Here is a 13729-nt window from a genome sequence, read left to right on the forward strand (position 1 = left end):
TGCGCCATGCGGTACCGTCCCCACCCAATGAATCGCACCTGAAACTCACTCGAACGTGTGAGTTCCGTGTTGATCATGAGGACGCGTCGACCGCTAGGACACGTCCCGCGTCAGGACCGCGAGGACGAGGAAGGCCAGAACATGGGACGCCACCGACGCTCCGCCGCCGGCAGCGCCGCCACGGGCCGTGCCGCGGGGGGCCGGCCGACGGACGGTACGACGGGACGGACCGGCGAACCGCTCGCTCCGGGCGACCGCTCCACGATGGGTGTCGCGCCCTACCTGAACCCCGAGGCGTACGCCGAGGCTCGCGCGAAGAGTGACGCCTACCTGTTCGCGCCGGACGACGCGGACGGCGGCGAGGGCGACGGCCGGCCGCAGGCCGGCCGCACTGTTCCCTTCCCGAGCGACGGGTACAGCCCCGACGAGGGCACCCGGCGCGCGGGGACCCGCCGACGGCGCCGGAAAAAGGCCGCCCCGGTCCGTACGGGCCTGCTCGGGGTCTCCGCCGCGGTCGCCATCGGTACGGTGGCGGTGGCCACGGGCGCGGTACCCGGCCTCGACAACTACCGCATCGGCGGCAGCAGCAGCGGCGGAGACCGGGTGCAGGCCCAGGACGTCCCGACCAACACCCCGTCCGGGCTGGGCGGTACCTCCGGCAGTGCCGAGGCCGGCCGGGGCGGCGACACCGCCACCGGCCGCGGCACCGACCGGTCGTCCGCACCGTCCTCCACGGAAGCCTCGCCCTCAAAGCCCTCGTCTTCCCCGTCGTCCCCGCCCTCGGACGCGTCGCCCTCCCCCTCGGAGACGGCCTCAGAGCCCGCTGCCCCCGCCGAGACACCCTCGAAGACGAAGAAGCCGAAGACCACCCCCAGTACCAAGCCGAAGCCCACGCCCTCGCGTCCGGCCACCGAGGACTCGCAGCGACCGAGCGCGCCCGCCGCGGCGTCGGAGCAGGCCGTCGCCGCGGCCCAGGTGCTCAACCTCGCCAACGTGGAGCGGGCGAAGGTCGGCTGCCGTCCACTGGCCGCGAACAGCGCGCTCACCGGACTGGCCGAGGACTTCAGCCGGTCCATGGCCGAGCAGGGCTTCTTCGACCACACCGACCCCAGCGGCGCGACCCCCTGGGACCGCGCCGAGGCGGCCGGGATAAGCAACCTCGGCGGCGAGAACATAGCCCGCGGCCAGACCGACGCCCAGGCCGTGATGGACGCCTGGATGGACAGCCCCGGCCACCGCGCCAACATCTTGAATTGCGACTTCCGCACCCTGGGTGTCGGCGTCCACTTCGGCTCGGGCGGCCCCTGGTGGACGCAGAACTTCGGCTACTGACCGCGCCGAGGAGCACTCACCCGCGCTCCGCGCGCCCTGCGGGGCAGCGCTGTGCTCACGTACGCTGGAGGTATGTCGACCACGCAGGAGCGCACGGCGGAGCAGGACCTGCCGTACGACGTGTTCTCCCGGGCCTGTCCCTCGCGCGGCACTCTGGAGCACGTCACGGGGCGCTGGGGCGCGCTGACGCTCGGCGCGCTGTACGAGGGGTCCTTCCGCTTCAATGAGCTGCGGCGCCGCGTCGACGGCGTCAGCGAGAAGATGCTGGCCCAGACGCTGCACGCCCTGCAGCGCGACGGCCTGGTGCACCGAGAGGCCCAGCCGACCAACCCGCCGCGCGTGGACTACGAGCTCACGCCGCTGGGACACGAGGTGGCCGGGCGGCTGATCGCCCTCATCCAGTACCTGGAGGGGCGGATGGACGAGGTCCTCGCGGCGCGCGAGCGGTACGACGCGGAGCGGACGCCCGCGGTGTGACAGCCCGCGATGTGGTCGCTCGCGGTGTGATGGCTTGCTGTGTGGGCTCCCGCTGTCGATCGCTTACGGGGTGGTCCTCGGGGGGCGCTGGCACTTCGGGCAGAAGTAGCTGGAGCGGTTCATCCAAGGCCGGCGGCGCACCGGTGTGGCGCAGCGACGGCAGGGCAGGCCTTCACGGCCGTACGCGTCGAGGGAGCGGTCGAAGTAGCCGGACTCGCCGTTGACGTTGACGTAGAGGCTGTCGAAGCTGGTGCCGCCGACGGCGAGGGCGGCGTTCATGACGTCCCGGACGTGACCGAGGAGTTCGGCGGTGCGGGGGCGGGTGAAGGTGGCCGTGGGGCGTTCGTAGTGCAGGCGGGAGCGCCACAGGGCCTCGTCGGCGTAGATGTTGCCGACCCCGCTGATCAGGGACTGGTCGAGCAGGGCCCGTTTGACGGTGGTGCGCCTGCGGCGCAGGGCGAGGTGGAAGGCCTCGTCGTCGAAGAGCGGGTCCAGGGGGTCGCGGGCGATGTGCGCGATGACGTCGGGCAGCCCGTCGGGAGACGTGTCATGAAGGGAGAGGCCGCCGAAGGTGCGCTGATCGACGAAGCGGAGTTCGGTGCCGAGGGCGTCGGCGAAGCGGACGCGGATGCGCAGGTGCTTCTCGGCGGGCGCCTCGTGCGGCTGGACCAGGAGCTGGCCGCTCATGCCGAGGTGGGCGAGGACCGCCTGTCCGGTCTCCTCCAGGGGCAGCCACAGGTACTTGCCGCGGCGGCTGGGCGTGCCGATGCGGTGGCCCTGGAGACGGTGGGCGAAGTCGTCGGGGCCGGCGATGTGCCGACGCACGGCGCGCGGGTGCAGGACCTCGGCGTCGGCGACGGTGCGGTGGGCGACCCAGCGCTCCAGGCCGCGCCGGACGACCTCGACCTCGGGCAACTCGGGCATGGCATCCCCTCGGGTGGGCCGGTGGACGGACCGAACGCCCGCCCCGGAAGCGGGGCGGGCGTTCGGGACGCGCGGGAGAACGGGTGCTTCAGGCGGAGGCCGACGAAGTGTCGGCGGCCTCGTCGACTTCGGCGGACGGCTGGTCCGCCGTCGCCTTGGCGCGCTCGTCCGCCGCGGTCTTGATCGACCGCCACGCGGATTCCGCGGCCTGCTGCTCCGCCTCCTTCTTGCTGCGGCCGGTGCCGGTGCCGTACGAGACGCCTCCGACGCGGGCGGCAGCAGTGAAGGTCTTCTCGTGGTCGGGGCCGGTCTCCGTGACCAGGTACTCGGGGACGCCGAGCCCTTCGGTCGCGGTGAGTTCCTGGAGGCTGGTCTTCCAGTCCAGGCCGGCACCGAGGTTGGAGGACTTCTCGATCAGCGGGTCGAACAGGCGGTGCACCAGTTCGGAGGCCGCGTCGAGGCCCTGGTCGAGATAGACCGCGCCGATCACCGCTTCCAGGGTGTCGGCGAGAATGGATGCCTTGTCCCGGCCGCCCGTGCCTTCTTCACCGCGGCCGAGCCGGATGAAGGAGCCGAGTTCGAGCCCGCGGCCCACCTCCGCCAGCGCACGCGAATTGACCACCGCGGCCCGCAGCTTGGCCAGTTGGCCTTCGGGCAGGTCGGGGTGGGTGCGGTACAGCGTGTCCGTGACGACGAGGCCGAGGACGGAGTCACCGAGGAACTCCAGCCGCTCGTTCGTCGGCAGACCGCCGTTCTCGTACGCGTAGGAACGGTGGGTCAGCGCACGCACCAGAAGGGCGGACTCGAGCTGGTAGCCGAGCCGCCCTTCCAGAAGCGTGTGGGACGAGGCCTGGTTGTTGTCCGCCTTCTTCTTGGCGGGTGGGTCCGCCTTGGCGTCATCCGCCTTCTTGGGGACTGACACAGTGCCTCTCACCAGCCGCTCAGACCTCGAGGACCTGGCGCTTGTTGTAGGTGCCGCAAGACGGGCACGCGATGTGCTGCTGCTTGGGCTCGTGGCAGCGCTCGCACGCAACCAGGGTGGGGACCGCAGCCTTCCACTGCGACCGGCGGTGGCGCGTGTTGCTGCGCGACATCTTCCGCTTCGGAACAGCCACGGCTACTTCTCCTGCTTCTCGTCGACGCCAGCTTCGGCGCCGCTCATCTCGTCCTTCTCGCCGTCTCCGAGTGAACCGGCGAGTCCCTGCAAAGCCGCCCAACGAATGTCGACGGCGTCGTGATGGTGGTCCGGGTCGTCCGACAGGCGTACTCCGCACTCGGAGCACAGGCCCTGGCAGTCGTCCTGGCACACCGGCTGCATCGGCAGTGCGAGCACCACCGCGTCGCGCAGCACGGGTTCGAGGCCGATCAGTCCGTCCTCGACGAAGAGCCTGTCCTCGTCGTCCTCGGCGTCGTCGCCGGGTTCCGCCACAGGGCGGCCCCGGTCGTCGGCGTCAGGGTACGAGAACAACTCCTGGAAGTCCGCTTCGAGCTGGTGCTCGAGCGGCTCCAGACACCTTACGCACTCCCCCTCGGCCTTGGCACGGGCGGTGCCTGTGACGAGCACCCCTTCCATGACCGACTCGAGCCGGAGATCGAGTTCCACCGGGGCGCCTTCCGGCACTCCGATGACTCCCTGGATACCGAAGTCCCGGGGAGCGTCGACCGTGCGGGTCAGGCGCTGGAGCGCACCGGGCCGCCGTCCCAGCTCGTGCGTGTCGAACACGAGGGGGTCGCGGTGGTCGAGGCGCGCGTTCAGAACCATTCCTGCTTTCGGTCTTCATGGCTGGGGTACAGCTGGGGGACGCCGCCCTTCGGTGTTCCCGGGCAGCGGCGATCGCGGACGTACGCGCGACCGAAGAGCCAGGATACTGGACCATTCGCCCACGGCCCAATCCGGGCCGGTCGGGATACCCGCGCTAGAGGCCGCGGCCCTGTTCGTAGGCTCGCAACTGCTCAGCGCTGATCATGCTGGTGTCGAAGAGACTGGTCTCGTCGAGGGTCTCCGGCTGTGTCTGCGGGGGCTGTGCGGGCTGCTGGGGCTGTACGTATCCCTGCTGCCCGTCGTACGTCTGCTGGGACGCGTCGTAGCCCTGGTACGCGTACGGGTCGGCCGTCTGCTGCTGGTAGCCGTACGGGTCCTGGCCGCCGTAACCCTGCTGGTAGCCCGCGTACGGGTCGGGCTGCTGCTGGGCGTAGCCGTACGCCGGCTGGTGGGCGGGCATCTCCGGTACGGCCTGTGCCGGCACCGGGGCCGCCGCCTGCTGCTCCTCGTACTCGCGCCGGCGGGGCTGCTGGGCGGGGGCTTCGGAGAGGGCGGCCAGGTCGGCGAGGTAATCGGCGTCGCTGGAGTGCTGGACGGTGGTGGAGTCGTCGGCGAGGGCGCCGAGGTCGTCGGTGGCGATCCGGCCGTGCAGCTTCTGCCGGCCCCGGCCGACCGCCTCCAGGGTCTTGGCCAGTACCGCCTCGAAGGCGCCGAGCTTGGTGTCCACGTAGGCGTCGGCGTCGCGGCGCAGGATTTGCGGGTCGTGGCTGCGCTCGGGTGCGTCCTCGTCCTCGTAGCCGTTCTCGTCGAGGCCTGGGCCGGTGCCGAGCAGCTTCTCGCGGCCCCGGCCGACGGAGCCGAGGGTCTTGGTGAGGACGACCTCGAAGTTGGCGAGCTTGGAGTCGACGTAGTCGTCGGCCTCGGCGCGGACCTCCTCGGCCTCCCGGCGTGCCTCCGCGAGGATGCGGTCGGCCTCGGCCTGGGAGCGGCGGGCCACCTCGGTGTCGGCGATGAGGGAGCCGCGCTCGGCGTGTGCGCTTTCGATGATCCGCTCGGCCTCCTGGCGGGCCTGCGCCACCATCTGCTCCCGGTCGCCGATCAGCTCCTGGGCCTGGGCGAGGGAACCGGGCAGCTCGGCGCGCAGTTCCTCGAGCATCGAGAGCAGCTCCGCGCGGTTGACCACGCACGAGGCCGACATGGGCATGGCGCGGGCGCCGGAGACCATCGCGGTGATCTCGTCGAGCTTCTTCTGCACGTCCACCGTGTGCTCGCCACTCTCTACAGCTGTGTTGGAGACGGACGGGACGACTGTACGACCCTCGGGTGTCCGGGGGACACCGGGTGACGGATTGTCAGCCTCCGGGCCGGGCGGCGGCGGGGTCAGTCCTTCCGCAGGCGCTCGGAGAGGGCTTCGAGGACCAGGGGCGGCACCAGGTGGGAGACGTCGCCGCCCCAGGTGGCGACCTCTTTGACCAGCGAGGACGACAGGAAGCTGTAGGTGGGATTGGTGGGGATGAAGAGGGTCTCCACGCCGGAGAGGCCGTTGTTCATCTGGGCCATCTGCAGCTCGTAGTCGAAGTCGCTGACCGCGCGCAGTCCCTTGACGATGGCCGGGATTTCGCGCTGCTTGCAGAAGTCGACGAGGAGGCCGTGGAAGGACTCCACACGCACGTTCCCGTACTCGGCGGTGACCTGGCGGATGAGGTCGATCCGCTCCTCGATCTCGAACAGGCCCTTCTTGGCCTGGTTGATCATCACCGCGACGAAGACCTCGTCGTAGAGGCTGGAGGCCCGGGCGATGATGTCGAGATGTCCGTTGGTGATCGGGTCGAAAGACCCGGGACAGACGGCGCGGCGCACTTGAGTTCCCTCGCTCTCCGGTCCGGTCATCGTGCGTCTTCGCACGTAGAGGCGGCGCGACCGTACCAAAACGTTCCCTCGCCGTAGCGACGGGCCCGGATCGCGTCGAAGCCGTCCGGCCAGCGGAATTCGCCGCCCCTGGTGCTGCGCTCCACGGTGACGAGCGCTTCCTCCGCGAGCCACCCCTCCGTGCGGAGTGTGAGCAGGATCTCCCGGAGATCGTCGTCGGAGACGGCGTACGGCGGGTCCAGGAAGACGATGTCGTACGGCTCGGCCGGGGCCGGGGTTCGGATGATCTGTTCCGCCTTGCCCGCGCGGACCTCGGCGCCGGGCAGACCGAGTGACTTGACGTTCTCCCGGACGGTGCGCGCGGCTCGGGCGTCGGCCTCCACGAGCAGGACGTGCCCGGCGCCCCGCGACAGCGCCTCCAGCCCGACCGCGCCGGAGCCGGCGTACAGGTCGATGACCCGCTCGCCGTCCAGTGGGCCGCCGAGCAGGGACTGCCAGGTGGAGAAAAGGCCCTCGCGTGCGCGGTCGGAAGTGGGGCGGGTGCCGGTCCCCTGCGGGACGGCCAGGCGGCGTCCGCCGGCTTTGCCGGCGATCACGCGGGTCATCTTGGGTCCTTGGTTGTCGGTTGCGTTCGTCCAGTCTGGCAGGCGAAGGTCGGCCCCGCGCCTCTTGCTGCGCTGCCCTCAGCCCTTCTCCAGGTACTGCTCCCTCTCGTCGTCCAGCAGGGCGTCCAGGGCCGTCCGCAGTCCGGGCAGGCCGGTCAGCTCCGGGTCGGCGGCCACCGCCGCTGCCGCCTCTTGTCTCGCCTCGGCGATGATTTCCTCGTCCTCGATGACCGCGAGGACGCGCAGGGAGGTACGGGCACCGGACTGGGCCTGGCCGAGGACGTCGCCCTCGCGGCGCTGTTCGAGGTCGATGCGGGAGAGCTCGAAGCCGTCGAGCGTGCCGGCGACGGCGTTCAGCCGCTGGCGGGCCGCGCTGGCCTCGGGCATCTCGGAGACCAGCAGGCACAGGCCGGGGGCGGAACCGCGGCCGACGCGGCCGCGCAGCTGGTGGAGCTGGGAGACGCCGAAGCGATCGGCGTCCATGATCACCATGACGGTGGCGTTGGGGACGTTGACACCGACCTCGATCACGGTCGTGGCGACCAGGACGTCGGTCTCGCCGGCGGCGAAGCGGCGCATGACGGCGTCCTTGTCGTCGGGCTGCATGCGGCCGTGCAGGACCTCGACCCGCAGGCCCTCGAGCGGGCCCTTGGCCAGCTGCTCGGCGACGTCGAGGACGGCGAGGGGCGGCCGCTTCTCCGCGTCCCCCTCGGTGGACTGCTTGGTGCCCTTCTTCTGGTCGTCGTCCTCGTCGCCGATGCGCGGGCAGACGACGTACGCCTGGTGACCGCCCGAGACCTCCTCGCGGACCCGCTCCCAGGCCCGCGCCAGGAAGTGCGGCTTGTCGGCGGCCGGGACGACATGGCTGGCGATCGGGGAGCGGCCGGCCGGGAGCTGGTCCAGGACGGAGGTCTCCAGGTCGCCGAAGACCGTCATCGCGACGGTGCGCGGGATGGGCGTGGCGGTCATGACGAGCAGGTGCGGGGGCTGTTTGCCCTTGCCGCGCAGGGCGTCGCGCTGCTCGACGCCGAAGCGGTGCTGTTCGTCGACGACGACGAGGCCGAGGTCGTGGAACTGGACCTTGTCCTCGATCAGCGCGTGGGTGCCGATGACGATGCCGGCCTCGCCGGTGGCCAGGTCGAGCAGGGCCTGACGGCGGGCGGCGGCGCCCATCGAGCCGGTGAGCAGCACGACCTTGGTGGCGTGCTCGGCGCCGCCGAGCATCCCCCCTTCGGCCAGCTCCCCCATCATCTCGACGACCGACCGGTGGTGCTGCTGGGCGAGCACCTCGGTGGGCGCCAGCATCACGGACTGTCCGCCCGAGTCGACGACGGCGAGCATGGCGCGCAGGGCGACCAGTGTCTTGCCGCTGCCCACCTCGCCCTGGAGCAGCCGGTGCATCGGGTGGTCGGTGGCGAGGTCGTCGAAGATCTCGCGGGAGACCTTCAGCTGGCCGTCGGTGAGGGTGAAGGGGAGCCGGTCGTCGAAGGCGGTGAGCAGGCCGTCCGGGCTCGGCTTCCTCGGGACCGCGGGGAGTTGGGTCTCCGCGTGGCGGCGGCGGGCGAGGGCGACCTGGAGGACGAAGGCCTCGTCCCACTTCAGCCGGGCGCGGGCGTCCTCGATGTCCGCCTTGGTGTGCGGACGGTGGATCTTGAGCAGCGCCTCGGGGAGGGAGACCAGCCCGCGGCCCTCGCGCATGGAGTCCGGCAGGGGATCGACGGCCTCCTGCGCGCTGGGCAGGACCGTCTGGATCGCCTTGGCGAGCTTCCAGGACTCGAGCTTGGCGGTGGCCGGGTAGAGAGGGATGAGGGCGCCGGCCCAGGACTCGACGGCCTCTCCGCCGTCGGGGTCGCCGCGCAGCAACTCGTACGCCGGGTGGGCCAGTTGCAGTCGGCGGTTGAAGACGGAGACCTTGCCGGCGAACATCGCGCGGGTGCCCGGCAGCAGCTCCTTGTGGGGCTTGTGCACGCCGTTGCCGAAGAAGACCAGTTGGAGGCGGCCGCTGCCGTCCGTGATGGTCACCTCGAGTCGCTGCCCCTTGCCGCGCGGCGCCTTCGACGAGGCGAAGGTGTGCAAACGGGCGTCGGCGACCTGGGCGACCACTGTGACGTGCTCGTCCATGGGCAGGTCGGCCAGGTGCGTGAGCTGTCCGCGCTCCTCGTATCTGCGGGGGTAGTGGTGGAGGAGGTCGCCGACGGTGTGCAGGCCGAGATGCTCGGCCATCACCTTCGCGGTGGCGGGGCCGAGCACCTTCTTCAGGGGTTCTCGCAGTGCGGGCACGAGATCCATTGCACACCACGCCACTGACAACGGCCCCGCACGTCCCGCGAGACGCCCCGGGGAGTCTGTGCTATTCCACGCCGACCAGCAGCAGCGCGCCCTGCCGCCCGCCCCGGTAGACCACCGTGTCGACGGCCAGGTACGCCTTCCGGACGCGGGCCTCCAGATGCCCGGCGACGCTCTCGGGAGCCCCGTCGCCGAGGACGAGGGTGACCAGCTCACCGCCGGCCGCGAGCATCCGGTCCAGGACGGTCGCGGCGACCTCGGTGACGTTCGCGCCGATCAAGGCCACGTCGCCGTCGATGAGGCCGAGTACGTCACCGGCCTGGCAGATACCGGCGGTGGTCCAGGCCTGGCGTTCGGCGACGACGACCTCGCCGTACCGGGTGGCGCCGGCTGCCGAGGTCATCGCCACCACGTCCTCGTCGAAGCGCCGCTCGGGCTCGTGCACGGCCAGCGCGGCGATGCCCTGGACCGCGGAGCGGGTCGGGATCAGGGCGACCCGGACGCCCTCGGTCCGCGCCTGCTCGGCCGCCGCGGCGGCGGTGTGGCGCAGTTCGGCGTCGTTGGGCAGCAGCACGACCTCGCGCGCGTGCGCCCGCCGTACGGCCTCCACCAGTTCCCCGCTCGCGGGTGGCTCCCCGGGGCGTGCGAGCACCGTCGTCGCGCCGGCCTCGGTGTACAGCCCGGCCAGCCCCTCCCCCGGCACGACGGCCACCACCGCACGCTGGGCCCGTTCCCGGGGCGGACGCCCGGTGCCGGTGGTGTGTGCGTCACCGTGGCCGAAGTGGGTGATCCGGATGCGGTACGGCCGCCCGGCCTCCACGCCCGCCTCCACGGCCGCGCCCGCGTCGTCGACGTGCACGTGGACGTTCCACAGTCCGTCGCCGCCGACGACGACGAGCGAGTCCCCGAGGGTGTCGAGCCGCTGCCGCAGCCGCGCGACGGCCGCGTCCCCGGCCTCCAGGAGGTAGATCACCTCGAAGGCGGGCCCGTCGTTCCCGTCGCCCCCCTCCACGGCACACTCGGCCGCGCTGTCCTGCGGGCCGCGCTCCACGCGCGCGTGCGGCACGGTGGCCGCCACCGGGTCCGGCGCCCGGCCCGTGAACGTCTCCACCAGCGCCGCGAGGACGGTCACGAGGCCGTGTCCACCGGCGTCGACGACACCGGCGCGCTCCAGGGCGGGCAACTGGTCCGGGGTCGCGGCGAGCGCCGCGCGGGCTCCCTGGTACGCCGCGCGGGCCACCTCGGCGCAGTCGCCCTCGGCGCCGTCCGCCGCGTCGGCGGCGGCCGCGGCGACGGTCAGGACGGTGCCCTCGACGGGGTGGGCGACGGCCTGCCGGGCCGATTCGGCCGCGTGCCGGAGCGCCAGCCGCAGACCCGGGCCGTCGGCGTGAGCCTCTTCACCGTCAACGGCGAGCACCTGGGCCAGACCGCGCAGCAGCTGCGCGAGGATCGTCCCGGAGTTGCCCCGCGCCCCGATCAGCGCGCCGTGCGCCATGGCGCCCACGATCTCGGCCAGCGAAGGGCCGTCGCCGGCACCCACCGGTTCCACGACGTCCGCCGCACCCACCTCGTACGCCGCGAACACCGCCTCCACCGCGGCGACGGCCGACTCGACGGTCAGGTACAGGTTGGTGCCGGTGTCCCCGTCGGCGACCGGATAGACGTTGATCGCGTCGATCTCCTCGCGCGCCCGCCCGAGCGCGCGCAGCGACAGACCGCACCAGGTACGCACCGCCAGAGCGTCGAGGATCCTCTGCGGCACCTGCGCCACCTGCGCCTCCCTGAGCTGCTGGACGTGGCTGGCAGCGTAGACCTCGGGAGGGGGCCCACCGGAAGAGGGCCGGGGGCGGGCCCCTGAGCTGCCGTGGTAGTTTCGTTGTACGGGAGCAGCCGTTGTATGCTGCTCCGGTTGCCCGATCCCGATCGGGCTCTCCCCCTGGCACCGCCACTCAGATCCCGGACGTTCGCGTACGGGACTTTGATCCCGGCATGCCGGGATCAACCGTAAGTGCATCTGAAGTCTTTGGAGTGACCCGTGGCTGCCAACTGCGACGTCTGCGGCAAGGGGCCGGGCTTCGGCAACAACATCTCGCACTCGCACCGCCGTACGTCCCGTCGCTGGAACCCGAACATCCAGCGCGTGCGTACCGTGGTCGGCGGGACGCCGAAGCGCGTGAACGCTTGCACCTCGTGCATCAAGGCCGGCAAGGTCTCGCGCTGACGCGTCAGCTGAGCGCGCGGCCACTGCCTGGTCCGCTGCACGGAGCCGGTCCACCTTGGGTGGGCCGGCTTTTTGCCGTTCCGAAAACCCTGCCGGAACGGTCAGCATCCCAGGATCTCGGGTATGCCGCCTCGCCGGCTCCGCCGAGATGATGACCGGCGACGTCGAGATCCTCCGCGGCGAGCCGACGACTCACCACCACGGGCGGCACGGGCACGGCGGTCGTCGGCGCATACGTCCTCGCCGGGGGACTGGGGCCCTGACGGGCGCCGGCCACCGCGCCGCGTTCGTTGAGTACGGGACACCGCTCCGAGGGTTCGCCAGGGGCTGTCAGAACGTCTCCGGGAACCCGGACCCGTTCTTCACCCCGCCCACCGGGCGCCGTGCCCGCAGCCGTGCCGCAGGTACCGCCTGCTCGCCGCACGGCCGACGGCCCGCCACTCCGAGCGGCTCACGGAGAGGGCGGCCCCCGGCCCCGGACTCAGGGAAGGTCGCGCCCGAGCGCCCAGCCGTGGTCCACGGGCCCGATGCCGCCGCCGAGCGCGAATCCGGCCCGGATCGCACCGGTGACGTACTCCTTGGCCGCCGAGACCGCGTCGGGCACCGACCACCCCTTCGCCAGCCCGCAGGCGACGGCCGACGCGAGGGTGCAGCCGGTTCCGTGCGTGTGCCGGTTGTCGAGGCGCGGGGCACGCAGCCAGTGCTCCTCGGAGCCGTCGGTGAGCAGGTCCACGGCGTCGCCCGCGAGGTGGCCGCCCTTGATCAGCACCCAGCGCGGCCCGTACTCCAGCACGGCCGCCGCGGCCCGGCGCAGATCGGCGTCCGACTCGACGCGAACGCCGGCGAGTTGGGCGACCTCGTCGAGGTTCGGGGTGGCGACGGTGGCGACCGGGAGGAGCTTGGTGCGGACGGAGTCCAGCGCGGAGGCGGCGAGCAGCGCGTCCCCGTGCTTGGAGACGCCGACCGGGTCGACGACCACGGGCGCGTCGGTGCCGCCGATCAACTCGGCGACCGTCTCGACCAGTTCGGCGGAGGAGAGCATCCCGGTCTTGACCGCCTGGACGCCGATGTCGTCCACGACGCTGCGGTACTGGGCGCGCACCGCCTCCACGGGCAGTTCCCAGGCGCCCTGCACGCCGAGGGAGTTCTGCGCGGTCACCGCGGTGAGCACGCTCATGCCGTGGGTGCCGAGGGCGAGCATCGTCTTGAGGTCGGCCTGGATGCCGGCGCCGCCGCCGGAGTCGGAGCCGGCCACGGTGAGGACCAGGGGCAGTGTCATGACTCCACGTCCCCGCCGAAGTGGTCCCAGCCGCCCTTGCTGGTCCAGGGCGCCCCGTCGACGGTCACCTGGGGCAGCGCGGAGGGGTTGAGGACCTCGCCGATCACCTTCCAGCGGGCGGGCAGCTTCACGTCCGGCGGGAAGGTCGCCACGATCGCGTGGTCCTCTCCCCCGGTGAGCACCCACTGCATGGGGTCGACGCCGACCGCCTGGCCGATGTCGTTCATCTGGGTCGGGATGTCGATCTGACCCGAGCGGATGTCGATCCTGACCTTGCTGGCCTCCGCGATGTGGCCCAGGTCGGCGATGAGTCCGTCGCTCACGTCGCACATGGCGGTGGCGCCGAGCCCGGCCGCGGCGGGTCCCGCGTGGTACGGGGGCTCCGGTCGCCGGTGGGCCTCGACGAAGGCGCGCGGCGAGCGGAATCCCCGGGAGAGGACGGCGAACCCGGCCGCGGACCAGCCGAGCCAACCGGTCACCGCGACGAGGTCGCCGGGCTGGGCGCCCCCCCGGGTGACGGGCTCCTGGTTGCGCAGGTCACCGAGCGCGGTGATGGAGACGGTGATCGTGTCACCGCGCACCACGTCGCCGCCGACCACGGAGGCGCCCGCGACCTGGCACTCGTCGCGCAGCCCGTCCATCAGCTCGGTCGGCCAGGTCACCGGCAGTTCGGCGGGGACGACCAGGCCGAGCAGCAGCGCGGTCGGCACGGCGCCCATGGCGGCGATGTCGGCGAGGTTCTGCGCCGCGGCCTTGCGGCCCACGTCGTACGCGGTGGACCAGTCGCGGCGGAAGTGCCGACCCTCGACGAGGATGTCGGTGCTGGCCACGACCCTGCGGTCGGGCGCGGCCACCACCGCGGCGTCGTCGCCGGGGCCGACCCGGACCGCCGGGGTGGTGGTGAGACGGGAGGTGAGCTCCCTGATGAGCCCGAACTCCCCGAGCTCACCAACAGTGCCCTTCATTGCCTTGAC

14 protein-coding genes are annotated in these 13729 nt (G+C 72.1%); 3 read left to right on the plus strand and 11 right to left on the minus strand.

What is annotated here, in order from left to right; translation table 11 throughout:
• Positions 1-141 precede the first annotated feature (141 nt).
• Together IE142_RS27835 and IE142_RS27840 are read left to right on the plus strand one after the other, a co-directional pair.
• Complete coding sequence (locus IE142_RS27835) at positions 142-1332, plus strand: CAP domain-containing protein (RefSeq protein ID WP_191888335.1); 1191 nt, start codon at positions 142-144, stop codon at positions 1330-1332.
• 72 nt (positions 1333-1404) lie between these two features.
• Positions 1405-1809, plus strand: a complete 405-nt coding sequence (locus tag IE142_RS27840; RefSeq protein WP_191888309.1) for a winged helix-turn-helix transcriptional regulator — start codon at positions 1405-1407, stop codon at positions 1807-1809.
• A 63-nt stretch (positions 1810-1872) separates the two neighbouring features.
• On the opposite strand, the gene mutM is transcribed toward IE142_RS27840, so the two are convergent.
• The 9 genes from mutM to IE142_RS27885 all read right to left on the minus strand — a co-directional run bounded on the left by mutM (position 1873) and on the right by IE142_RS27885 (position 11026).
• Positions 1873-2733, minus strand: coding sequence for a bifunctional DNA-formamidopyrimidine glycosylase/DNA-(apurinic or apyrimidinic site) lyase (gene mutM / locus IE142_RS27845; RefSeq protein ID WP_191888310.1), 861 nt, complete (start codon positions 2731-2733; stop codon positions 1873-1875).
• Between the two features lie 88 nt (positions 2734-2821).
• Positions 2822-3667 (minus strand): ribonuclease III, encoded by an 846-nt coding sequence (rnc, locus tag IE142_RS27850; protein ID WP_179350181.1) that lies wholly within the window; start codon positions 3665-3667, stop codon positions 2822-2824.
• Between the two features lie 7 nt (positions 3668-3674).
• The gene (gene rpmF, locus IE142_RS27855) at positions 3675-3848 is read right to left on the minus strand and encodes a 50S ribosomal protein L32 (RefSeq protein ID WP_003951102.1); all 174 of its coding nucleotides are present in this window, start codon (positions 3846-3848) and stop codon (positions 3675-3677) included.
• 2 nt (positions 3849-3850) lie between these two features.
• The gene (locus tag IE142_RS27860; protein ID WP_191888311.1) at positions 3851-4495 is read right to left on the minus strand and encodes a YceD family protein; all 645 of its coding nucleotides are present in this window, start codon (positions 4493-4495) and stop codon (positions 3851-3853) included.
• A gap of 154 nt (positions 4496-4649) precedes the next feature.
• Complete coding sequence (locus tag IE142_RS27865) at positions 4650-5756, minus strand: F0F1 ATP synthase subunit B family protein (protein WP_191888312.1); 1107 nt, start codon at positions 5754-5756, stop codon at positions 4650-4652.
• 119 nt (positions 5757-5875) lie between these two features.
• Positions 5876-6355: a pantetheine-phosphate adenylyltransferase gene (gene coaD / locus IE142_RS27870; RefSeq protein WP_043379487.1), complete on the minus strand. Its 480-nt coding sequence runs from the start codon at positions 6353-6355 to the stop codon at positions 5876-5878.
• A 26-nt stretch (positions 6356-6381) separates the two neighbouring features.
• Positions 6382-6969, minus strand: coding sequence for a 16S rRNA (guanine(966)-N(2))-methyltransferase RsmD (rsmD, locus tag IE142_RS27875; RefSeq protein ID WP_191888313.1), 588 nt, complete (start codon positions 6967-6969; stop codon positions 6382-6384).
• A gap of 78 nt (positions 6970-7047) precedes the next feature.
• Positions 7048-9258, minus strand: a complete 2211-nt coding sequence (gene recG / locus IE142_RS27880; RefSeq protein ID WP_191888314.1) for an ATP-dependent DNA helicase RecG — start codon at positions 9256-9258, stop codon at positions 7048-7050.
• 61 nt (positions 9259-9319) lie between these two features.
• Entirely contained in the window at positions 9320-11026 is a 1707-nt protein-coding gene (locus IE142_RS27885) for a DAK2 domain-containing protein (RefSeq protein ID WP_191888315.1), read from the minus strand.
• A gap of 264 nt (positions 11027-11290) precedes the next feature.
• On the opposite strand from IE142_RS27885, the gene rpmB reads away from it, so the two are divergent.
• The gene (rpmB, locus tag IE142_RS27890) at positions 11291-11476 is read left to right on the plus strand and encodes a 50S ribosomal protein L28 (protein ID WP_003993230.1); all 186 of its coding nucleotides are present in this window, start codon (positions 11291-11293) and stop codon (positions 11474-11476) included.
• 481 nt (positions 11477-11957) lie between these two features.
• Here rpmB and thiD read toward each other — a convergent pair whose 3' ends face one another.
• Together thiD and IE142_RS27900 are read right to left on the minus strand one after the other, a co-directional pair.
• Positions 11958-12755: a bifunctional hydroxymethylpyrimidine kinase/phosphomethylpyrimidine kinase gene (gene thiD / locus IE142_RS27895; protein ID WP_191888316.1), complete on the minus strand. Its 798-nt coding sequence runs from the start codon at positions 12753-12755 to the stop codon at positions 11958-11960.
• The gene (locus IE142_RS27900) at positions 12752-13720 is read right to left on the minus strand and encodes a thiamine-phosphate kinase (protein ID WP_043379495.1); all 969 of its coding nucleotides are present in this window, start codon (positions 13718-13720) and stop codon (positions 12752-12754) included. The genes thiD and IE142_RS27900 overlap by 4 nt, the downstream gene beginning before the upstream one ends.
• Between the last annotated feature and the right edge of the window lie 9 nt (positions 13721-13729).

The sequence above is a fragment of the Streptomyces mutabilis genome (genome assembly GCF_014649815.1).
In the GTDB taxonomy this organism is placed as follows: Bacteria; Actinomycetota; Actinomycetes; order Streptomycetales; family Streptomycetaceae; genus Streptomyces; species Streptomyces mutabilis.